Source organism: Gilliamella sp. GillExp13, assembly GCF_001690815.1.
Classification (GTDB): domain Bacteria; phylum Pseudomonadota; class Gammaproteobacteria; order Enterobacterales; family Orbaceae; genus Gilliamella; species Gilliamella bombi.
In genome coordinates, this window is record NZ_LZHJ01000069.1 from 15722 (window position 1) to 39194 (window position 23473).

The 23473-nt window shown below is 36.2% G+C and carries 21 protein-coding genes and 1 pseudogene; 14 read left to right on the forward strand and 8 right to left on the reverse strand.

Annotated elements, in window-relative coordinates:
- The first annotated feature begins 1 nt into the window (after position 1).
- From A9G37_RS04810 to A9G37_RS04840, 7 genes are read left to right on the forward strand one after another with little or no spacing between them, the layout of a single operon-like run.
- Positions 2-610: an outer membrane lipoprotein carrier protein LolA gene (locus A9G37_RS04810; RefSeq protein WP_065574793.1), complete on the forward strand. Its 609-nt coding sequence runs from the start codon at positions 2-4 to the stop codon at positions 608-610.
- Entirely contained in the window at positions 588-2909 is a 2322-nt protein-coding gene (locus tag A9G37_RS04815; protein ID WP_065574794.1) for an MMPL family transporter, read from the forward strand. The genes A9G37_RS04810 and A9G37_RS04815 overlap by 23 nt, the downstream gene beginning before the upstream one ends.
- A 33-nt stretch (positions 2910-2942) precedes the next feature.
- Positions 2943-3515 carry a DUF3261 domain-containing protein gene (locus A9G37_RS04820; RefSeq protein ID WP_065574795.1) on the forward strand — a complete coding sequence of 191 codons (573 nt, stop codon included), beginning with the start codon at positions 2943-2945 and terminating at the stop codon, positions 3513-3515.
- Positions 3516-4697, forward strand: a complete 1182-nt coding sequence (locus tag A9G37_RS04825; protein WP_065574796.1) for a beta-ketoacyl-[acyl-carrier-protein] synthase family protein — start codon at positions 3516-3518, stop codon at positions 4695-4697. It begins immediately after the preceding gene.
- Complete coding sequence (locus A9G37_RS04830; RefSeq protein WP_065574797.1) at positions 4697-5179, forward strand: ApeP family dehydratase; 483 nt, start codon at positions 4697-4699, stop codon at positions 5177-5179. The genes A9G37_RS04825 and A9G37_RS04830 overlap by 1 nt, the downstream gene beginning before the upstream one ends.
- The gene (locus A9G37_RS04835) at positions 5176-5907 is read left to right on the forward strand and encodes a 3-ketoacyl-ACP reductase FabG2 (RefSeq protein ID WP_065574798.1); all 732 of its coding nucleotides are present in this window, start codon (positions 5176-5178) and stop codon (positions 5905-5907) included. Before A9G37_RS04830 ends, A9G37_RS04835 begins: the two co-directional genes overlap by 4 nt.
- Entirely contained in the window at positions 5904-7130 is a 1227-nt protein-coding gene (locus A9G37_RS04840) for a beta-ketoacyl-ACP synthase (RefSeq protein WP_065574799.1), read from the forward strand. Before A9G37_RS04835 ends, A9G37_RS04840 begins: the two co-directional genes overlap by 4 nt.
- 102 nt (positions 7131-7232) lie before the next feature.
- Here A9G37_RS04840 and sohB read toward each other — a convergent pair whose 3' ends face one another.
- Entirely contained in the window at positions 7233-8354 is a 1122-nt protein-coding gene (gene sohB, locus A9G37_RS04845; RefSeq protein ID WP_065574800.1) for a protease SohB, read from the reverse strand.
- A gap of 167 nt (positions 8355-8521) precedes the next feature.
- Between sohB and A9G37_RS04850 the strand changes: the two genes are divergently transcribed.
- Both A9G37_RS04850 and A9G37_RS04855 read left to right on the forward strand, forming a co-directional pair.
- The gene (locus A9G37_RS04850) at positions 8522-10222 is read left to right on the forward strand and encodes a formate--tetrahydrofolate ligase (RefSeq protein WP_218059312.1); all 1701 of its coding nucleotides are present in this window, start codon (positions 8522-8524) and stop codon (positions 10220-10222) included.
- The gene (locus tag A9G37_RS04855; protein WP_065574802.1) at positions 10222-10638 is read left to right on the forward strand and encodes an RnfABCDGE type electron transport complex subunit B; all 417 of its coding nucleotides are present in this window, start codon (positions 10222-10224) and stop codon (positions 10636-10638) included. Before A9G37_RS04850 ends, A9G37_RS04855 begins: the two co-directional genes overlap by 1 nt.
- A gap of 34 nt (positions 10639-10672) precedes the next feature.
- Here the strand turns inward: A9G37_RS04855 and typA are convergent, their stop codons facing one another.
- Together typA and hemG are read right to left on the reverse strand one after the other, a co-directional pair.
- A complete protein-coding gene (gene typA, locus A9G37_RS04860; RefSeq protein WP_065561705.1) occupies positions 10673-12499 on the reverse strand; it encodes a ribosome-dependent GTPase TypA in 1827 nt (608 codons plus the stop codon).
- Positions 12500-12664: 165 nt separating this feature from the next.
- Complete coding sequence (gene hemG / locus A9G37_RS04865) at positions 12665-13198, reverse strand: menaquinone-dependent protoporphyrinogen IX dehydrogenase (RefSeq protein ID WP_080702340.1); 534 nt, start codon at positions 13196-13198, stop codon at positions 12665-12667.
- A gap of 139 nt (positions 13199-13337) precedes the next feature.
- Between hemG and glmU the strand changes: the two genes are divergently transcribed.
- The 3 genes from glmU to A9G37_RS04880 all read left to right on the forward strand — a co-directional run bounded on the left by glmU (position 13338) and on the right by A9G37_RS04880 (position 17083).
- Positions 13338-14723 carry a bifunctional UDP-N-acetylglucosamine diphosphorylase/glucosamine-1-phosphate N-acetyltransferase GlmU gene (glmU, locus tag A9G37_RS04870; protein WP_034912726.1) on the forward strand — a complete coding sequence of 462 codons (1386 nt, stop codon included), beginning with the start codon at positions 13338-13340 and terminating at the stop codon, positions 14721-14723.
- A gap of 3 nt (positions 14724-14726) precedes the next feature.
- Positions 14727-16559: a glutamine--fructose-6-phosphate transaminase (isomerizing) gene (glmS, locus tag A9G37_RS04875; RefSeq protein ID WP_034912729.1), complete on the forward strand. Its 1833-nt coding sequence runs from the start codon at positions 14727-14729 to the stop codon at positions 16557-16559.
- A gap of 95 nt (positions 16560-16654) precedes the next feature.
- Complete coding sequence (locus A9G37_RS04880; protein WP_065574803.1) at positions 16655-17083, forward strand: hypothetical protein; 429 nt, start codon at positions 16655-16657, stop codon at positions 17081-17083.
- Positions 17084-17571: 488 nt separating this feature from the next.
- Here A9G37_RS04880 and A9G37_RS04885 read toward each other — a convergent pair whose 3' ends face one another.
- On the reverse strand, positions 17572-17853 hold the full coding sequence (locus A9G37_RS04885) for a hypothetical protein (protein WP_065574804.1): 282 nt from the start codon (positions 17851-17853) through the stop codon (positions 17572-17574).
- A 144-nt stretch (positions 17854-17997) separates the two neighbouring features.
- On the opposite strand from A9G37_RS04885, the gene A9G37_RS13505 reads away from it, so the two are divergent.
- Positions 17998-18195 carry an integrase core domain-containing protein gene (locus tag A9G37_RS13505; protein WP_081297656.1) on the forward strand — a complete coding sequence of 66 codons (198 nt, stop codon included), beginning with the start codon at positions 17998-18000 and terminating at the stop codon, positions 18193-18195.
- A gap of 57 nt (positions 18196-18252) precedes the next feature.
- Positions 18253-20430 (forward strand): MerC domain-containing protein, encoded by a 2178-nt coding sequence (locus tag A9G37_RS04890; protein WP_065574805.1) that lies wholly within the window; start codon positions 18253-18255, stop codon positions 20428-20430.
- A 48-nt stretch (positions 20431-20478) separates the two neighbouring features.
- Here A9G37_RS04890 and glyA read toward each other — a convergent pair whose 3' ends face one another.
- The 4 genes and pseudogenes from glyA to A9G37_RS13330 all read right to left on the reverse strand — a co-directional run.
- Complete coding sequence (gene glyA, locus A9G37_RS04895) at positions 20479-21735, reverse strand: serine hydroxymethyltransferase (protein WP_034915475.1); 1257 nt, start codon at positions 21733-21735, stop codon at positions 20479-20481.
- Positions 21736-22684: 949 nt separating this feature from the next.
- Positions 22685-22837 (reverse strand): hypothetical protein, encoded by a 153-nt coding sequence (locus tag A9G37_RS12830; RefSeq protein WP_176701865.1) that lies wholly within the window; start codon positions 22835-22837, stop codon positions 22685-22687.
- A gap of 266 nt (positions 22838-23103) precedes the next feature.
- The gene (locus A9G37_RS13510; RefSeq protein WP_081297626.1) at positions 23104-23205 is read right to left on the reverse strand and encodes an integrase core domain-containing protein; all 102 of its coding nucleotides are present in this window, start codon (positions 23203-23205) and stop codon (positions 23104-23106) included.
- A pseudogene (locus A9G37_RS13330) lies at positions 23197-23448 on the reverse strand (integrase core domain-containing protein); the annotation flags it as partial. The pseudogene A9G37_RS13330 and the gene A9G37_RS13510, both read right to left, overlap by 9 nt.
- Positions 23449-23473: the final 25 nt, after the last annotated feature.

Here is a 23473-nt window from a genome sequence, read left to right on the forward strand (position 1 = left end):
AATGAAGAAATACTTAATTACTATAATTAGCGTAGTAATGATGATGTGCTTTTCCACATCAATCTACGCCATTACACTTGAAGATTTACAACAACAATTTAGTAAACATAAAACCATTCATGCTGATTTTATACAAGAACGTTACATAAATGGTTTATCCGCCCCACTACATTCATCAGGAAAAATGATTATTTCTCAAGATTTAGGATTATGGTGGCAACAACTAACGCCATTTATTATGACGCTAAAAATGAATCAACAGCGAATGGAACAAAGTGTAGACGGACAACAACCTCAAATAATTACAGCAGAAAACCAACCTCAACTGTTCCAGTTTAATCATTTATTGACTGCAATATTTACTGCTGATAAACAATTGCTAGAAAATAATTTTGAGATAATTCTATCAGAACAAAATCAACAATGGACACTTATACTTACGCCTAAAATTGCTCCATTAAATAAAATTTTCAAACAAATAACACTACACGGCAACACATATCTACAAACTATCGCCATAGATGATAAACAAGATGATAAAACTATAATTACATTTAAAAACCACAAAACAACAAAATTAACACAACATGAACAATTGCTATTCAAATAAAATAATAAAACTTAAACATAAAGCAATTTTATGGGGCATTACTGTCATTTGCTTACTGGTTGTTGCATGTCAGCTTATTTCTAACAGTAAATTCAACAGTAGTGTTTTATCCTTACTACCTAAGGAACAAACTAACCATGTTCCAATTGAAATTATTAATGGTTTCCAAGATAGACTCGATAAGCAACTTGTCTGGTTAATTAAACCAGCTAACTCCAATAATTTAGAAGCGGTAAACTGGTGGTATCAACAGTTACAAAAAAATCCCAATTTTATTCAAGTTAATGGGCATTTTGATGAACAATTTCAACAAAATTGGGGACAATTTGCTTACAAATATCGTTATCAGCTAATAGATGTAAATACAACTGAAAGGCTAGAAACACATAAACAATTTGCTTGGGTTCAAAGCCAAATATACTCACCATTTAGTGGTGTTAGTGCAACAGAGCTAAATAAAGATCCATTACTCCTCACCCGTGCCTCACAGTTGAGCCGACTTAGTAATACGGGGAATCTAACCATTCAAAATAATTGGTTAACAGGTAAAGATAAGCAAGGTAATGTATGGTACATGATTTATGCTCAACTGAATGGTTCTTCATTTGATCTAAACCAATCACACAAAATTGTTACCGAGTTGGAAACATTGACTGAACAGTTAAAAACAAATTACCCCGGAACAGAAATATTAAAACGAGGTGTACTCTTCTATAGTGATAATGCAAGTATTGAAGCTAAAAAAGATATTTCGAGAATAGGAAGCCTTTCCATTATTGGTATTATTGTACTAATAATTGCTGTATTTCGTTCTATCACTCCTATTCTTCTTTCATTATTATCAATTTTAATTGGAATTGTTTGTGGATTAGTCGCAGTATTAATGATATTTGGCGAGATTCATGTAATGACATTAGTAATGAGTACAAGCGTTATTGGAATAACCATTGATTATTCATTACATTATTTAACTGAACGATTACTTAATGGTAATAATGAATCGCCGTATGCCAGTTTAAAAAAATTAATATCAACCTTAACTATTGCATTGTGCACCAGTTTTATTGCTTACCTAGTTTTACTAATTGCACCATTTCCAGGATTAAAACAGTTATCTATTTTTGCTGTTTTTGGCTTAATTGGAGCCTTTTTAACTGTTACATGTTGGTATCCTTTTTTAGTAAAAAATTTACCTGTTCGACAAAATATCGGTCATCGCTTCTCCACTTTTTGGCTTAAGCTATGGGAAAATAAAAAAATGCAATGGATAACTTTATCTATTGCTATAGTATTTATTGGTTATGGTTTTAATAATTTAAAGGTTGATGATGATATCAGTAAGTTACAAGTTTTACCTGCCGATCTCCAAAAAGAGGAGCAAGATATAATAAACATAACTCACCAATCCTCAGATCAAAAATGGTTTATCGTATTTGGTGATACAGCAGAACAAACATTACAGCGACTAGAATCTTTTTTACCAAAATTAGAACAAGCAAAACAGCATGGTATTTTTCAACAATATCAAACCATTAATTTACCTTCAATTAAAAAACAGCAATATAATATTACTTTAATAAACAAATTAGCTCCCGAAATTGTGTCTTCACTTCAACAAATTGGTGTGAATGTTAAAATACCGAACATTGAAGATTCAAACGATTTTATTACACCTGAAATGTGGCTGAAAAGCGAAATTAGTCAAGGACAAAATTTGCTATGGTTATCACTACCAAATGGTAAAAGTGCAACATTAATTCCTATTGGAAATGTTAATCAATTAAGCGATATTAGTGCATTATCACAAGTAGATAATGGCATCCATTGGCTCGATCGACACACTGAATTTAATACCATGTTTACCAACTATAGAATCCACTTATCTCAGTTAATTGCTAGTGCAGTAATTATCATATGTATCTGCTTTATCTTTTACAATCGCAAATATGGAGTAATTATAGCGCTAAAAAGCACGCTACCGACTTTACTATCAATAGGAGTTGCACTATCTGTGCATGGCATTATTCGCCAACCATTGAATCTATTTTCTATGCTAGCCCTCATTCTTGTCATTGGTATTGGTATCGATTATAGTCTCTTTTTAGGTAATCATAAAAGCCAAACTAATAGTGCATTATTGGCAGTTACAATGGCTGCGCTAACGACATTACTATCCTTTGGACTACTGATAATTAGCAATACGAATGCCATAATGGGTTTTGGAATTGTGTTAACGAGTGGAATTTTCACCGCTTTTATATTTGCTCCATTAGCTATAAAACAGACAAATATTACTTAGAAAATTTATAAAAATTAAAAATAGGAATATAAGATGAAAAAATATTTAGTTTTAACCATGATGATGTTAGTCATTTTTGTTACTAGTTGCGCTAGTAAAACACAATCTCAAGCATGGTTAACTAAAGAAGTTAAAATTAATCTTCCAGTAATAAATACAAAACAAAATTATCATGATCAGCAGCTGTTAAAATTTAAATATAAAAATCTGGAAAACTCAATTATTACCATAGTTGATATTAGCAACAACCAATTAAAGGTGATTGGTCTTTCTGCTCTAGGTATCAGGCTCTTTGAAATTGATTATGATGGCAGGCTAGTAAAAACAAAACACAATATATTTGTTAAAGAACTACCTGCTCCCGAACAAGTTCTATCTGATATTATGTTGAGTATTTTACCCACTCAAGATTGGCTGACCGTACTACCTGCTGGCTGGCAAATCGTTGATAGCGAGCTACATAGAACATTGCTCAATAACAAACAAGAAACCATAATAGATATAACCTATGCAGAACAACCATCAACGAAGATAAGAAAACCAATTCAAATTGAACATTATATATTTGGTTATAAAATTGCAATTCAAAGTATGGATACAAAATAAATGGTTTATATTACAGCTCTAGGAGCAATCAATAGTTTAGGTAATTCTCTAAATGAAATTAGACAGAATTTAACTAAGCAGTATTGTGCACCACACTGTTTAATTGAAGAAAATAATTGGTTGCTAAACAATAAAAAAACTTGGGTAGGTAAAGTGAAAGCTGATTTACCCAAAATTCCTACACATTTATCACAATATTCAACACGAAATAACCAATTATTATATGGAGCTTACTTACAAATTCAATCCGATATTGATAATGCTATTTTACGTTATGGGGATAAACGAATAGCAATTATTATGGGGACTAGCACCTCAGGCATTCATGAGGGAGATCTCAATTTAAAACATTACTTACAAACGAATATCCATTTACCTACTTTTTCTTACAATCAGCAAGAATTAGGCGATCCATCGTGTTTTTTAACGGCGTTGCTTGGTTTAAAAGGCCCTAGTTACACAATATCAACTGCCTGCACATCTAGTGCTAAAGCAATTATTAGTGGTAAAAGATTAATTGAATCAGGAATCGTTGATGCAGCAATTGTTGGGGGGGCTGATAGCCTGAGCCGAATGCCAATTAATGGATTTAATGCACTTGAATCACTTACTGCAAATCCATGTATGCCCTTTTCACAAAACCGAAATGGAATAAACATCGGCGAAGCAAGCGCTGTATTTTTGCTTACCAAAGAAGAAACAAGTAATATGGTTATTTTAGGCACTGGGGAATCATCTGATGCTCATCATATTTCATCACCCCATCCAGAAGGATTAGGCGCTCAAAAAGCAATGCAAGCGGCTTTAGATAATGCAAGATTAACGACTAATGACATTGGTTATATCAACCTTCATGGAACAGCAACTATATTGAATGATCTTGCCGAAAGTAAAGCTGTTTATCGCTTATTCAATCAAAATTTACCGCCATGTAGCTCAACTAAACATTTAACTGGCCATACTTTAGGTAGTGCTGCAGCGACAGAATTAGCCATTAGCACATTATTGCTTGATCAAAATATTTATTTACCACAACAGGATTTTTCGGTCTCACCATTTGATAAGAATCTTGATAAAATCAATATTGTTACAAAGCGTATGACATTAAATATTCCAATTATAATGTCAAATTCTTTTGCATTTGGTGGTAACAATGCATCTCTTATTATTGGAAAAATATAATGCAATATTACCCAGCGATTTATTATTTACCTCATGAAGAACCAATGGTAATGGTAGAAAAAGTTCATTTAATTAATGATGAACAATGCATTTGTAGTGTTCAAGTTAATAAAAATGGTATTTTGGCATCTTTTTTAAATGATAATAATGAATTACCCAATTTATATGCCATTGAATTAATGGCTCAAACCATCGGCGTATGGAATGGTTACCATGGTATTATTAATAATAAAAAACCACAATTAGGTATGTTACTAGGTGGAAGATCAATAAAAACATTATTACCAAGCTTTCCTCACTATAGCCATTTAGTTATCCATACAAACTTAGTTCTTTTTGATAGCAAACTAGCTAATTTTGATTGTCAAATAAAGATCGACGAACAATGTGTCGTTTCAGGAAAGCTCAATGTCTATGAGCCTGATCAAACTGAATTAGCTCATTTATTCGGTCAAAATCGATTAGGAGAAGAAAAGAAATGAAACGAACAATTCTGGTAACAGGTGCAAGCAAAGGAATTGGTAAAGCTATTGCCTGTAAACTTTCGCAAGATGGTTTTGCCATTGCTGTTCACTACAATAATGATAAGCAAGGTGCAATTGAAACAAAAAACTATATTGAACAATTTGGAGGCACAGCTCGATTAATACAATTCGATGTAAGTAATCGCATACAGTGTCAACAAAATATTGAAGCTGATATCGAACTTTATGGCGCATATTATGGTGTTGTAAATAATGCTGGTATCATTCGTGATGGAGCTTTTCCTGCTTTAACAGAAGATGATTGGAACAATGTCATTCATACTGATCTTGACAGTTTTTATAATGTTCTGCACCCTTGTATTATGCCAATGATAGGACTTCGTAGCGGTGGGCGAATTATTAGTATAACTTCAGTTTCTGGTTTGGTTGGTAATCGTGGACAAGTTAATTATAGTGCAGCAAAAGCAGGGATAATTGGAGCAAGTAAAGCTCTAGCACTTGAGCTTGCTAAACGCAAGATCACAGTAAATTGTATTGCGCCAGGCTTAATTGATACCGGTATTTTAGATATGGAACCTATTGCATTACAAGAGGCAATGAGAATAATACCATTAAAACGCATGGGACAAGTGGACGAAGTAGCTGGGTTAGCAAGTTATTTGATGTCTGATATAGCGGGATACATAACACGCCAAGTAATTTCAATCAACGGAGGGATGGTATGACTAAAAGAGTTGTCATAACTGGAATGGGTGGCGTTACTGCATTTGGTAATGACTGGATAAGTATACAAGAAAAGTTAAAAAAACTAGAAAACGCAGTGAGATATATGCCCGAGTGGGAAATTTACGATGGATTGCATACAAAATTAGGCGCACCTATTGATAATTTTACTATCCCAGAGCATTATACCCGAAAAAAGATACGCTCCATGGGAAGAGTATCTTTATTATCTACAAAAGCAACAGAAATAGCACTCGAAAAATCAGGTTTACTTGATGACCCAATCATTACAAATGGTAAAACAGGAATTGCATTTGGTTCTTCAACTGGTAGTACCCAACCCGTCGCTTCATTTGCTACAATGCTAAATGAAAAACATACCAATAATATTACTGCTACAACTTATGTACAAATGATGCCGCATACTACTGTTGTCAATACTGGTTTATTCTTTGGATTAAAAGGAAGAGTTATTACAACTTCTAGCGCTTGTACATCAGGTAGCCAAGCTATTGGTTATGCTTATGAAGCGATTAAATATGGTATGCAAACAGCAATGGTAGCTGGTGGTGCAGAAGAGTTATGTCCTTCAGAAGCAGCAGTTTTTGATACCTTATTTGCTACCAGTCAAAAGAATGATAATCCCAAAAGTTCTCCTCGCCCATTTGACAAAGATCGTGACGGTTTAGTGATTGGTGAAGGAGCTGGCGCTTTAATTCTTGAAGAATACGAGCATGCAAAAGCGCGAGGAGCAAAAATATATGGTGAAATAGTCGGTTTTATGACAAATTGTGATGCAAGCCATATTACTCAACCACGTAAAGAAACGATGAAACTATGTATCGAGCAAGCATTAAAAAAAGCTAATTTATCACCAGCTGAGATTGGTTACATCAGTGCTCATGGTACAGCTACAGATCGTGGTGATATTGCTGAAAGTAATGCAACTTCTGAAATATTTGGTAATCAAACACCTATCTCATCGTTAAAAAGTTATTTCGGCCATACTCTTGGAGCATGTGGGGCATTAGAAGCTTGGTTAACACTAGAAATGATGCACTCAGGTTGGTTCAATCCAACAATTAACCTAAATAATATTGATCCAGCGTGTGGTGACCTTGACTATATAATGGGAACTGGTCGAAATTTAGATATTGAGTATTTTCAAACCAACAATTTTGCATTTGGTGGGATAAATACTTCAATTATAATCAAACGATTTTAATCTAACCTACACCACAACAATAAATGGGAGCTAATTATAATTATCAGTATAATTAGCTCCAACAAATCAATTAAAAATTGACTTTAATCACAAAAAGGGCTATTACAGCCCGTTTTCTTGTCTAAAAAACAATCTTTCTACACTTTTCATCACGTTCTTCGAAATTCTTTCCGATAGCTTTTGCCTACGTTGATAACAAACTGAGATAATTTTATGTGTTTGTAAGTGAGATAAAATAAAGTCATCACTTGTACTGATTTCGTCAACTAAGCCTTTATTTTTAGCTTGTGTTGCAAACCAGTGTTCGCCTGTTGCAACTTGTTCAATATCGACATTTGGGCGATACTCTTTAACAAAGTCTTTAAATAAAAGATGAGTTTCTTCTAATTCTTGTTTGAATTTTTGACGTCCTTCTTCGGTATTTTCACCAAACATTGTCAATGTACGCTTATACGCACCTGCCGTTTGTAATTCAATGTCTACATCATGTTTTTTGAGTAAGCGGTTAAAATTAGGGATCTGCGCAACCACACCAATTGAACCCACAATGGCAAATGGTGCTGCCACAATTTTGTTAGCAGTACAAGCCATCATATATCCTCCACTCGCCGCAACTTTGTCAACCACTACAGTGAAAGGTATATCACGCCGTCTAAACCGTAATAATTGCGATGCAGCAAGACCATAACCGTGAACTACGCCACCTGGGCTTTCAAGCTTAATGACAACTTTATCTTCAGGCTTAATAACAGCTAATACTGCAGTGATTTCTTGGCGTAATTCTTCAACTTCGTGTGCATCCATGCTGCCATTGAAAGATAATACAAATAATTTAGGTTTAACTTGTTGGTTTGTATTACTTTCTACTGGTTTCGCTACATTATTTGAATCTGAATCTGACGAAGTTTGTTCTGCAGATTTTTCTTGATTTTTAGCTTGTTTCTTTTTTTGTTTAGCTGCTAATTTCGCTTGCTTTCTCTCATTTTTTTTCTGTTTTTTAAGATCTTTCATAAACAGCTTAGCTTCTAACTCGTCCATACTTGACATTAACATGTCGTCTTTAACTTGTTCATATTCTTGGCTAATATCTTTAACCGATAACCGCCCTGCCACCGTTGCTGACTTGCGGCGTTGGCTTAATATAAAAACAAGTACAGCTAAAATTGCTATAACGACTGTTGCTGTTTCAGCTAAAAAAAGTGAATACTCAGAAAACCAATTCATTTAATTATTATCCTTTAATGAAATATATGTTGATTGAATAGATTTAGTAATTATAACAAGATAATTACGAATTGTGCCGAAAAACGATAAAGATAAAATTGTCGCTTTATTCGGCAAATCAAATTATTTATACTGATAACCCAAATTACTGTTAGATGAGAATTAATATGCCATTACATCCAATTACCGAAATAGCTAAACAATGCAACATTCCAGAAGAATTTGTCCTACCTTACGGCAAGCATGTGGCAAAAGTTGATCTATCCATTCTTAAAACCAAGCCAAACAAACCTAACGGTAAATTGGTATTAGTTACTGCTATCACGCCGACACCACTTGGTGAGGGTAAAACAGTTAATACTATCGGGCTAAGTGAGGGCTTAAATTATATTGGTAAGTCCGCAATCGCTTGTATCCGTCAACCAAGTTTAGGTCCTGTATTTGGTGTTAAAGGTGGCGCTGCTGGCGGTGGTAAAGCCGAAGTTTTGCCTATGGAAACATTAAATCTACACTTAACAGGTGACATTCACGCCATTACTGCCGCACATGATTTAGCTTCGGCCGCTTTAGATTCAAGGCTTTATCATGAAGAACGTTTAGGTGATGAATTTACTGCACAAACAGGTTTACCGCGTCTAAACATTGATGTAAATCGCATTGTGTGGAAGCGAGTGATAGATCATAACGATCGTTCACTTCGCAAAATAACTGTCGGTGTTGGCGGTGGCGTTAATGGTATTACGCGCCAAGATGGATTTGAAATTACCGCAGCGTCAGAACTCATGGCAATTTTAGCCTTAGCATCAGATTTACAAGATATGCGTACGCGCATTGGACGCATTATTTTAGCTTATAGTATCCAAGGCGAGGCGATCACCGCAGAACAACTTGAAGTTGCTGGCGCCATGACTGTGTTACTTAAAAATGCGATTAATCCAAACCTAATGCAAACTGTTGAAAATACACCGGTACTTATTCATGCTGGGCCTTTTGCTAATATTGCTCATGGTAACTCATCTGTCATTGCCGATCGCATTGCTTTACAACTTGCTGATTATGTCGTGACTGAAGCGGGCTTTGGTTCGGATATGGGTATGGAAAAATTCTTTAATATCAAATATCGCCAAGCTGGCATTAAAGCTTCATGTGTAGTGCTTGTTGCAACAGTTCGTAGTTTAAAATCTAACAGTGGTAAATATAATATTAAACCTGGGCAAGCAATTCCAAAAGAAATTTCTGAGTCAAACGTTGAATTACTTAAAATTGGTGCTGCCAATTTAGCATGGCATATCAACAATGCCAAAAGCTATGGATTACAAGTAATTGTCGCTATTAATCGCTTTCCACACGACAGTGAAGAAGAATTAGCGTTTTTACAAAAATATGCGATTGAACATGGTGCATTTGCCTGTGAAGTTAGTGAAGTTTTCACTCAAGGCGGTAAAGGCGCTGAAAAATTAGCAAAACATGTTATTAAGGCATGTGATATGCCAAGTGAAATCAAATTGCCTTATCCTGATAATATGCCTCTCGCTGATAAGATTCAAACCATGGTAAAAAAATATGGTGCTAACAAGGCTAATTTATCAGCCACCGCACTGGAAAATATCAAAGAGATCGAAGAATTAAAACTGGATCATTTGCCACTTTGTATTGCTAAAACGCCAATGTCAATTAGTGCTGATGCAAATTTGAAAAATGTTCCTACCGATTTTGATGTCGATATCAGTCATTTAGCAATATCTGCCGGTGCTGGTTTTATTCGTGTTTATGCTGGTAATGTGATGACCATGCCAGGGCTAGGTACTAATCCTGCTTATAGACAAATCGATATTGACAAAGATGGTAATATTGTAGGTTTAAGTTAATGCAAGAAGTAATTATGCAAACCCAAGAACAATATAAAGCATTTATTGACGAAGAAAACTGTATTGGCTGTGGCAAATGTATTCGTGTTTGCCCAACCGATGCTATAGTGGGCAGTAAGCAAGTATTACACATTATTTTGCCACAGTTATGTACCTCGTGTAGTAATTGTATTAATACCTGTCCAACAGACTGTATTACATTAAGTACCTTAGGCACTGTATTAAGTGAATCAGAAGAGTTAGCGCTAACTGAGAAAAAGCAACAGCGATTAAATCACAACCAATTGGTGCCGCCAACAATTTTGTTTCCTCGGACCACACCGATGGCAAACAAAACTAGCACATCGATCGACCGAAAACAGTCTATCGCCGATGCCATTGCTAGAGTAAAAGCCAAAAAAAACCTCGCTAAATAGCGAGGTTTTCATATTACGATAGGACTAATATTAATTAGTCTTTGTTACCACTTCTAAATGCACGTTTTCGGTCATTTTCCGTCAAATGACGTTTACGAAGACGGATAGATAACGGTGTTACTTCAACTAATTCATCATCGTCAATAAACTCTAACGCTTGTTCCAATGACATTTTAATTGGTGGTGAAAGTGTTGTTGCTTCGTCGGTACCTGATGCTCGCATATTAGTCAATTTTTTACCCGTTAAACAGTTAACAGTTAAATCGTTTGAACGAGTATGTATACCAATGATTTGCCCTTCATATACTTCAGCACCATGACCTAGGAATAACTTACCACGGTCTTGTAAACCATATAACGCATAAGCCAATGCTTTACCTGTACCGTTAGAAATCATTACGCCATTATTACGCTGACCAATTTCGCCTGGGCGAATATCATCATAATGACTAAATGTAGAATAAAGTAAACCAGTACCTGAAGTCATAGTCATAAATTCAGTTCTGAAACCGATAAGTCCACGACTTGGAATTACGTAATCTAAACGTACGCGACCTTTACCATCTGGTAACATGTTTGTTAGATCACCTTTACGTAAACCAAGGGCTTCCATTACTGAACCTTGATGCTGTTCTTCAATATCAAGCGTAACTTGTTCAAATGGTTCTTGTTTTTTACCGTCAATTTCTCTAAAAATAACCTTAGGGCGAGAAACACCTAACTCATAACCTTCACGGCGCATATTTTCAATTAGTACTGATAAATGCAATTCACCACGACCCGATACTCTAAAAGCATCGGGATCTGGAGTTTCTTCAACGCGCAGCGCAACATTATGTACAAGCTCTTTATTTAAACGCTCAAGAATTTGTCGAGATGTTACATATTTACCTTCTTTACCAGCAAATGGTGAGCTATTAACATTAAAGAACATCGTTACTGTTGGTTCATCAACAGTTAATGCCGGCAGAGCTTCAACGCAACTGTTATCACAAATCGTGTCAGAGATACCGAGTTCACCAAGACCAGTTAATGCAATAATATCACCAGCTTCGGCAACTTCAGCTTCATAACGTTGCAGCCCTAAATGACCTAGCACTTGCCCTACTTTACCTGTACGTTTGTTACCTTCACTATCAACTATAGTCACTTGTTGATTTGGTTTAACACGACCACGTTTAATACGACCAATACCAATAACGCCAACATAATTATTATAATCAAGTTGAGAAATTTGCATTTGGAATGGACCATCTAAATCCACTTTTGGTGGTTCAACATGTTTAACAATCGCTTCAAATAGTGGCGTCATATCTTCAGCCATATTTTCATGATCTAAGCCCGCAATACCCATTAATGCAGAAGCATAAACAATAGGGAAATCTAGCTGTTCATCAGTAGCTCCTAAATTAACAAATAGATCAAATACTTGGTCAACCACCCAATCAGGGCGAGCTCCTGGTCGGTCTACTTTATTGATAACCACAATCGGTTTTAAACCATAAGCAAATGCTTTTTGCGTTACAAAACGTGTTTGAGGCATTGGTCCATCCATTGCATCAACGAGCAATAATACAGAATCAACCATAGACATAACACGTTCAACTTCACCGCCAAAATCAGCATGTCCTGGGGTATCAACGATATTAATTCGGTAACCATTCCAATCAATAGCGGTATTTTTAGCTAAAATGGTAATACCACGCTCTTTTTCGAGCGCATTAGAGTCCATGATGCGTTCGTTATCGTCACCCCGTAGATTATCTAGCGTACCTGACTGTTTTAATAACTTATCAACCAATGTTGTTTTACCATGGTCAACGTGAGCAATAATGGCAATATTTCTTAAATTTTCAATCACAATTAAAATTCCAATTAGGAGACAGATTCTATAGGCGCAGTATTGTACACCTTTTTAGCCGAAATGTTGATCTATATCACAAAGTTTCTTTAAAAGAAGTTGAACACTTGATACCTTTAGAAAAATATCAATTTATTTGTAAAAAAGTTTCAGGTAACTATACGTTTAAGTATAAAACTGTTTGGCAAATTCATCTACCTTTGCCCAATCTGTATATTCAATAACTGGTTTTGTTACATCAGTATCACCTTTCCCTAACCACATAATAAAGCGGATCATATTGCGATCAAACCAATTATATTGAGGATAATAAAGCGCACCAGCAAAAACAGCAGTAAAAGCTGGTTTCCAGGCTATTTTAGCTAAAAACTTTTTAGTATATAAATTTGTTTCTGGTGTATTTTTATTGGGTTTTCTTGCAACCATATTTACCCCAAAAAATCCAGACTTCATACTATTTAACTGCTGATAATTCTTATCGATAAATGCTTTCATCACTTTGCTATAAAATCCATAACGAATCGAACTTCCCAATAAGGCTGCTTGGTATTGTGTCAAATCGATTTTAGTATCAGGTAAAAGTTCAATAACATCACAATCACATTGACCATTAAGTCGTGTTTTTATGCGTTGCATAATCTTAAATGTCTGTTTTTCATGTGTGGTATAAAGTAATAAAACTTTTATAGCGGAATTCATAACTTGCTGCCTCTTTTGTTAAACTCTTTGGTAAATATCAATTTTACTTTTTTTATGATAAAAATTAAAAGATTGGGGATGATTTTATTAAAAATTTTGATTATAGTGTTACGCTAATTCAACCAGATCGGAACCAATTATGGCAATTTCACCACCAAAGCTAAGTGCAATTATTTTGGCGGCAGGAAAAGGCACACGGATGCATTCCAACCTACCTAAAGTTTTACATAAAATTGGCGCCAAGCCGATGTTACAACATGTGATTGATACAGTTCAACAACTTAATACAAATCGCATCAATATTGTTTATGGACATGGCAAACAACAGCTTAAAGATGCGCTTAAAGAGCAACATGTGCAACTGGTATATCAAGCTGAACAACTAGGTACTGGTCATGCTGTGCAACAAGCTATCCCTTACATTCAAGATGACGAAGATATCTTAATTTTATATGGCGACACTCCGCTTATATCGGCTCAAACACTACAAACTTTAATTGCCAGTAAACCCCAGCAAGGTATCGCTTTATTAACTGTTATTCTTGAAGATCCAACAGGTTATGGTCGAATAGAACGCAAAAATGGCAAAGTTGTTGCTATTGTTGAACAAAAAGATGCTACACCAGAACAACAAAGAATCAACGAAATTAACACAGGCATAATGCTAGTTAACGGAAAATTATTGAAAAGTTGGTTATTACGTTTAACCAATAATAATGTGCAAAAAGAGTTCTACTTAACCGATATTATTGCTTTTGCTTACCAAGATGGTTATGAAATCTTAACCTCGCACCCAGTTCAACAATTTGAAGTTGAAGGTGTTAATAATCGCCTACAATTGGCAATGTTAGAAAGACAATATCAACACCTGCAAGCTCAAAATTTATTACTAGCGGGTGTAACACTGCTTGATCCAAATCGCTTTGACTTACGAGGCACACTATTGCATGGTAAAGATGTTACGATTGATTGTAATGTAATTATTGAAGGAAATGTCAAACTAGGCAATAACGTATTTATTGGTGCAGGCTGTGTCTTAAAAAATTGCTCAATTGATGACAATTCAAGAATCAGTCCGTATAGCATTATTGAAGATTCAACTATCGCTAAACAGTGCACTATCGGACCTTTCGCCCGTCTACGACCTGGTTCACAGCTTGATGAACAAGCCCATGTTGGTAACTTTGTTGAATTAAAAAAAGCACACCTAGGCAAAGCAAGTAAAGCTGGGCACTTAAGCTATCTTGGCGATAGCGAAATTGGTAGTAACGTTAACATTGGTGCAGGAACCATCACCTGTAATTATGACGGTGCAAATAAATTTAAAACTATTATTGAAGATGATGTGTTTGTCGGTTCTGATACGCAATTGATTGCACCTGTAAAAGTAGGTAAAGGTGCAACTATTGCAGCAGGCACAACGGTTACCAATAATGTAAATGAGAATGAGTTGGTCGTAAGTCGAGTTAAACAAAAACAACTTACTGGTTGGAAGAGACCAACAAAGTTAACTGATGAGGAATAAAATATGTGCGGAATTGTAGGAGCTATCGCCAAACGTGATATTTCTGAAATATTATTAGAGGGTTTAAAACGATTAGAATATCGGGGTTATGACTCGGCAGGACTGGCAATTATTTCACCACAAGGTGAATTACAACGCGTTCGTCGTGTTGGCAAAGTACAAGCACTTAAAGATGCCATTGAACAGCATCCACTAAAAGGATCTACAGGAATTGCTCATACTCGCTGGGCAACCCATGGTGAACCAGCCGAACACAATGCTCATCCACATGTATCTGATTTTATTGCTGTTGTGCATAATGGCATTATCGAAAATTTTGAACCACTGCGTGAAAAGCTAATCTCCAAAGGTTACCAATTTCGTTCAGAAACGGATAGTGAAGTTATTGCCCATTTAATTCATAACATCATATCAACAGAAGATTGTTCCTTATTTGACGCTGTACAAAAAGCCATTCCACAACTACGAGGGGCTTATGGTACAGTCATTATGGATACCCGCAATCCAGATATACTTGTCGCAGCACGTTCAGGTAGTCCATTAGTTATTGGTTGTGGCGTAGGTGAGAATTTTATCGCATCCGATCAACTAGCTCTACTACCTGTCACTCGCCAATTTATCTATTTGGAAGAAGGCGATATCGCACTTATTACTCACCGTACGGTGTCAATCTTAGACAAAAATCGTCAAGAAGTAACAAGGCCATGTATAGAATCTGATGCAAAATATGATGCTGGCAGTAAAGCTGGCTACAGTCATTACATGCAAAAAGAGATCTACGAACAACCTAATGCAATAAAAAATACGCTTGAAGGCCGCATGGTACATGGTAAAGTTGATTTTTCCGAACTTGGTGATGAGGCCAAAACCATCTTTAAACAAGTTGAGCATGTTCAAATTGTTGCCTGTGGTACTGCTTATAATGCAGGTATGGTTGCACGTTATTGGTTTGAAGCTTTAGCAGGAATTCCTTGTGATGTCGAGATTGCATCAGAATTTCGTTATCGAAATCCAGCTCGTCGCAAAAATAGTTTATTTATCACTCTTTCACAATCCGGTGAAACAGCTGACACACTCGCTGCATTGCGATTAGCCAAAGAAAATAATTACCTAAGCACCCTTGCTATCTGTAATGTGGCTGCCTCAACACTAGTGCGCGAAGCAGATTTAGTTCTATTAACCAAGGCGGGGGTTGAAATCGGTGTTGCGTCAACTAAAGCCTTTACCACACAATTAACGGTTTTATTGCTACTAGTTGTTAAATTAGGACGCATAAATAATATGGCTGAAAATACTGAGCAGGCTATTGTGCATGCGCTACAAATTCTACCAAACCGCATTGAGCAAGTGCTCACGGCAGAACCTCAAATTAAAAAACTAGCTAGTTATTTTGTTGATAAACATCATGCGCTATTCTTAGGTCGAGGTGATGAGTATCCAATCGCTATGGAGGCTTCGCTAAAACTCAAAGAAATATCTTATATTCACGCTGAAGCCTATGCTGCTGGTGAGCTCAAACATGGCCCACTTGCATTAATTGATGCGGATATGCCAGTGATTGTTATGGCACCAACCAACGAAATGCTAGAAAAATTAAAATCTAATATAGAAGAAGTTCGAGCGCGTGGTGGTCAACTGTATGTTTTTGCTGAACAAGATGCGGAATTTGTTAGTGATGACACCATGCACATCATAAGCCTACCCCATATTGAAGAATTTACTGCACCAATATATTACACGGTACCCACACAACTACTGGCGTATCATGTTGCTTTGATCAAAGGCACCGATGTCGATCAGCCTCGTAATTTGGCAAAATCAGTAACAGTAGAATAGATACGTAAACAACTTACTATTTTTATTTAACTGTGTTGTTATACTTATAGTGCGTAAATATTTTATTTGAATTATAACTATTTAAGGACTGATTCATGGGAATAGAATATAGTATCATTGCAGTGGATGACAGTGTTACACAAGATATTGTTTTAAATGCGTTTAGCTCGTATTGTACTAAAAAAAATGACGAAGAATATTTATTAGATTATGGTGATGAAGTTTATGAAGATATGATTATTTGCAATCATTGTACCTTATATCTATCCTTCAAAGAGAGTAGCAAGGAAATAATAGAGTCGATTGAAATTATTAAACCTTCTGATCATCTAGAGTTAGGAAAAGCCATCTTTTTACTTATTCATGAACATCCAATGTTTATTGCAGGTCCAGATTTTCCATTGATGACAGCAAATAAAAAATGTATAGATTTATTAAAAGTAGAAGATATTGAAACCTATGAAAATACCAAGTTACTTTCGTCATTTGATGAATTCTCTAACCTTTTAACTGGTTACGAATAAATATAAATGACCTAAGAGCCGTCTGATTTTTATAAATTAAAGTAGTTGTATGACCATTTGTTTTTTGAACTCGTTAGTTGCTCTGCGCGAGGAATCGATTGCCACTGTTGTTACCTTCTTTTATTTTTATTTTTATTTTTAGTTTATCATAGCAATGACCTTATAAAACTGGTACTAATTAGTGTAGTCTATCCAAATTTGGAATTAACTTTGATATCATCTAGGCCTGAATATGCTCTATGATATGCATCAGACAATTTTTTACTGAAACTATAAAATCGTTTTGTAATGGTTAAATAACATTTCTTTCCGCATTATATAAGCGCCAGTAGCAAACTCGGGGACTTTTCACTTAAAGAATAAAGCTGATATAGCCTTAAAATTTCCCCTTACAATCAACAATCTGATGTTTTTCGATACGTAGGGCTAAGGCGTTATAAAAGTGGTACAAGGATAGCACTGGTGGTCTGTTTGCTTTTTTATAAGATTTAGAAAATCAACATGTTATTTAGAGGAAAACATGAACCATCTATGGTGCCAAAAATCGTTGACATCGTATCTACTATTACTATACGCAGAAAATTAAAAATCTTTTCTTGATCTTTATCTGATAGCTTTGTGATAATACTTCTTGCTCTTGCATAAGGATCATTGTCGTTTGTGGATTTACTCGGATCACTTAAATGAGTTTTATAATATTCAAGTGTATCATCCAAAAGTATAGATAAAAGTGAGGTAACTACTAATTCAACTTTTCCTATTTTATTCATTTAACAATCTCCTTTTCCATTAGGCTTTATTTTTCACTAGGTTCAACAGCGACTATATCATAAAGAAAGCGTAGCATTCACCGATTTGTTAAAATGCATAATAATCACATAAACCAAAAAGTCACTAAACCTAACTACCAATAAATAAATGGAAAAGCAGAAAGAGTGGTACGAACTTTAATAGAGATATGGCATAATCAGCAAATATCCGAAGATTCAAAAAATAGAAAACAAAAGTTTAAGCGATTTATTAGCTATTATAATACAATTAAATCTCATCAAGCGATATCCAGTAAAAAGCCTTATGAGTGTTTAGAGGGTTATTTTAGTCATGAAATGTAGACAACCCACTGTTTTCTTTTAACAAAGATATTATCAAATTTTTGTGTGGAGATTATTATGAGCCATATGTGGACATTTCAACGTGTTGGTGGGCTTGATCAAGTCGTATTTAAAAGTGCCAGTGATATTATCAATTTACCTGATTTAGATCCTAAATTATGGGTGGCTTTAAGTTGCCCAACAACAGGGTTGGATTTTGATGAACGAACCTTATCTCTACTCGATTCAGATAATGACGGACGTATTCGCATACCTGATATTTTAGATGCCATTAGCTGGACTTGCGATAAAATCAATTCATTTGATAGTATCTTAAGTACAAGTGAAACATTACTATTATCACAAATTAACGCATCGACCCCGCAAGGAAAAAAATTATCAGTCACCGCACAAAGCATTTTAGCTAGCTTAAATAAAAAAAATGTGGATTATTTAACACAAGATGATATACAACAATCAATAAAAATCAATGCTGACAAACTTTATAATGGTGATTTAATCTTTCCTCCATCAAGCGAATTGTCACCAAACATGCAAATGTTTATTACAACAGCAATCAAAACTACTGGTGCACAAAAAGATATGAGTGGGCAAGATGGCATTGATTTAAACATAGCAACCACCTTTGTTGAAAATCTACAAACGTGGTTACAATGGCAAACAAAAATAAGTAATACGCAAACCCCATTTGGTGAAAATACCGCAGAAATTTGGAAACTAATTCAGCTATTAAAACCCAAAATTGATGATTATTTTTTACGTGCTGAATTAGCACAATACGCCCCTCAAGCGCAAACGGCACTTAATGTCGACGAAAAATATATTGTACCAACACAAAACGGATTACTATCTGAAGAAGAATTAGCCGAATTACCGCTATCCAAAATCGACACCACTGATACTCTAGATCTAGTCAATGGGCTAAATCCACTTTGGAAAGCTAAAATCAGCCGATTTAAGGCATTAATAGAGTCATCATTATCCAACCCAGACCAACTAACACAACAAGAATGGCAAAATATAAAACAAAGCTTGCAAGCATATACCACACTTATTAGCACTAAGCCCGAAATGGCACAATTAACCGTTGAAATTGAGCCTTCGGCCAATATAGATGATATTCCTATTAGCATCATTACCAACCTAGCTAACAATGATTTACTGACCGAATTTGAGAAAATGGTTGAACAAGATAATCAAACACCAATATCTGCCTCAGATATTCTAGTGCTAGAAAAATTAGTCCTATTTCATAAACATCTTTACCGTTTGCTAGTTAACTTTGCCTCTTTTGCAGACTTCTTCCAGCCTGAAACACGAGCAGCATTTCAACTTGGTAAACTCTACATTGATGGTCGCTGTGCAACACTTTGCGTTGCGGTCGATAATATTGCCAAACACGCAACCATGGCAAATTATTCTGAACTCTGTTTACTTTATTGTGAATGCACTAGACATGGAGAAAAACAGCTAATTGCAGCAGCAATGACAGCAGGACAAGGTGATTTATTAATTGAAGGTCGCAATGGTGTGTTTATTGACAATAAAGGTAACGATTGGGATGCCAATGTTGTTAAAATAATCACTAAGCCAATCAGCATCCAACAAGCAATTTGGGCTCCTTATCAACGTATGGGGCGTGTGATTACCGAACAAATTAACAAATGGGCAAGCAGCAAAGATGCCGATGTTGAAAAATCAAGTGAACAAGCACTACAAAATCCAGCTAATAAATTTGATATTGGTAAAAGTGTAGGGATTTTTGCTGCAATTAGTTTAGCCATTGGCGCAATCGGCACAGCATTAGCCACAATATTCCAAGCCATTTTTGCACTAGCTTGGTGGCAAGTACCTTTAGTTTTTATTGGGTTATTTCTAATTATTTCAGGACCTTCTGTTATTTTAGCATGGTTAAAATTACGTCGAAGAACGCTTGGGCCATTACTAGAAGCATCTGGTTGGGCAATTAATGGGCAAGTCAAAATTAATTTAATGCTAGGAAGCTTGCTCACTAGCAAAGCCCAGCTCCCTACCAATGCAAAACGTAATTTGCACGATCCAATGAAACAACGTCACAACAAATTAGTTATTATTTTTTGGTTAGCAATTTTACTTAGTATTGGAGTTACAGGAGGCTGGTTATGGCATGAAGGTTACCTTGACCGCTATATCGAACAGCACAAACAAGCACAAACCCAAAACAAAACTGACACAAATGCCAATATTGGTAAATAAAAGCAAAAAACCATTTCGCCGACAACCGTCGGCGAAATGAAACAACCATTAATGCTGATAAACCGGCAAACGACAGCAAATTGCAAGCACCTTTTCTTTCACAGCTTGGATGTTTTGCTCGTCATCGATATTATCTAAAACATCACAAATCCAATTAGCTAAATCTCGCGACTCGGCTTCTCTAAAGCCTCGGCGAGTAATAGCCGGCGTACCGATACGCACACCAGATGTTACAAATGGGCTTTGTGGATCTTTTGGTACACTATTTTTATTAACGGTAATATTAGCACTACCTAAAGCCGCATCAGCTTCTTTACCTGTAATATTTTTATCGACTAAATCAATTAAAAACAGATGGTTTTGTGTTTCACCAGAAACTACTTTATAGCCACGTTGCAAAATCACCTCGACCATAGCTTTAGCGTTTTTCACCACTTGTTGTTGATAGATTTTATACTCAGGCTCCATCGCCTCTTTTAACGCAACTGCTTTAGCGGCAATTACATGCATTAAAGGACCACCTTGCGCTCCTGGAAAGACAGCCGAATTTAACTTTTTATATAATTCTTCACTACCACCTTTAGCCAAAATCAAACCGCCACGAGGACCACCTAAAGTTTTATGAGTTGTAGTAGTAACAACGTGAGCATAAGGAACTGGATTTGGATAAACACCTGCCGCAACTAGCCCTGCCACATGCGCCATATCCACAAACAAATAAGCCCCCACACTATCGGCGATTTCGCGCATACGTTGCCAATCCACTACACCAGAATAAGCCGAAAATCCACCAATAATCATTTTAGGTTTAGATTCTTGGGCTGTTTTAGCTAACTTGTCATAATCAATACGCCCTGATTCATCAACACCATAATCCACAACATGATAAAGTTTACCCGAAAAGCTAACGGGCGAACCATGCGTCAAATGCCCACCTTCAGACAAATTCATACCTAAAACAGTATCGCCTGTATTTAAAAGCGCCATATAAACGGCAAAATTAGCTTGTGAACCTGAATGCGGCTGCACATTAGCATAATCAGCACCAAATAAAGCCTTAGCACGATCAATTGCTAATTTTTCAACAACATCAACATACTCACAACCACCATAATAACGTTTTCCGGGATAACCTTCGGCATATTTATTGGTTAATTGCGAACCTTGCGCTTGCATTACTCGTGGGCTGGTGTAGTTTTCTGATGCGATCAGTTCAAGGTGATCTTCTTGGCGCTGTTCTTCACCTTTAATAGCATTCCACAATTCCGCATCATAATCGGCAATAGTCATATCTTTACTAAACATGTTGGATCCTTATCATCAATTATTTAGTTTGTCAGATTTTGCTTTATCGTTTGCAAAAATGGGTATTACACTTATATGGTTACTTAACAACCAAACGATTTCAATCTTTTTTTATGAGTTATAAGTAATATTAATACATTGCAATAAAATAGTACTGCAACTTTTAAAAGAAATAACTCACATAAATAACATTGCTTAATAGCATCATTTGAACAATTCAAATCTAGTCATAAGAATACTGATTTTATTTAGCATATTTAAAAAAACAATAAAATCAATAGGTTTACATAACCAGCTTTTGGAGGGTAACTGTGTTGCCATTCCACTGTATTGTTTTTTTTTATAAAAAGTAACTTATAAAAACCACTCAAGGTTATGTTGTCTGTTTTGTTTCGGCGTCTGAATGTGCCGACAACAGAGTGAGGTTAGTACGCCAAACAGGGATGTTTGGCGAGTTTGTACTACGTCTGACAAATTTGTCTGAAACAAATTTGACCATCTTAGCAAAGCCAAAGCGAAGATGGTCTCGAAAAGGCGAGTGTCAGGATGATACAAGTAATCCCACAAACGGTGCGTTAAGACCGATCGACAGCGAAGGGGCGCCGTAGACACATTATACGCTAAAGCGTGGGATTGCAAAAGGAGTTCGCTCTAATTCCCCTTGCTAGGACGTATTCAAGATAGCTATTTTATTCCCCAAAGGTCAATACGTCCGAAACCTTGCCGAACTAAAATAGATCACAGCTTTAAACCGCCACAGCGTAATACTGGACTACCTGCCACGCTTTCTGCGTCGGCGGCGGGGGGCGGCGCTATTGTGGCTGTGCCACAACGGCGCAACCCTAAGGGAAACGCCCCAACTTACGCGGGGGCTTTATTCTTGTCTATATTGTCCTCTCAAGCACCGTCCCCCCCCCGCGCCTAAGGATTAAGAATTAAACGCTAAAAGCTAAAGTGCGGAGCAAACAGCGTAATTGCTGTAGCTGGCGCTGCCGTCGAGGACGCCGCCGTCGCCCGAGGTGATAGCAAACTGATTGCTACCTGCCGCGTCGCTTGTCCAGTAGAGGTCGTCGACTAAGCCCGCATCAGCGTAGTTGTACATGCTGCCCCACTCCGTGAAAAATCCAGCACCTATGTGACACTGGTAATAATTACCTGATGAACTAGGTGCTGCGCCTGAAATAGGAGGACTAGCTCTTCTGACCGCATTGGTTAAATCACTTACCCTAGGCATTCGATAACCCAAACTATTACACCATGCTGTTTGATTAGAAACGTTATTTTTTTGAGCACCACGATTAACGAACCACTGCTTTAAGACAAATCCATGTAAATGCCCCAAACTTAGTACACAACTCACGTAGAAAATTAAGCTGCTTGTTTTAGTGTTTTATACTCAATCGGTGTCATGTTATTTAATGCCTCATGCGGTCTTTCGGTGTTATAAATCGTTAGCCATTCTTCGGTTATTCACCTTGCTTGTGCTAAGTTGTTAAAAAGATATAAATCAAGTACTTCAGTACGATAGGTACGATTAAATCGTTCAATATAACCATTTTGATAAGGGCTACCGGGCTTTATATAATCAATGGCTATATCATGTGATTTAGCCCAGTTTATAAAGGTTTTTCCTGTAAATTCTGGCCCATTATCGACCCGTATTTTTAATGGATATCCATGATATTCGGTCAGTTTATCTAAGTAACGGGTAATCCTTCCTGCTGGTAAGCTGACTGCA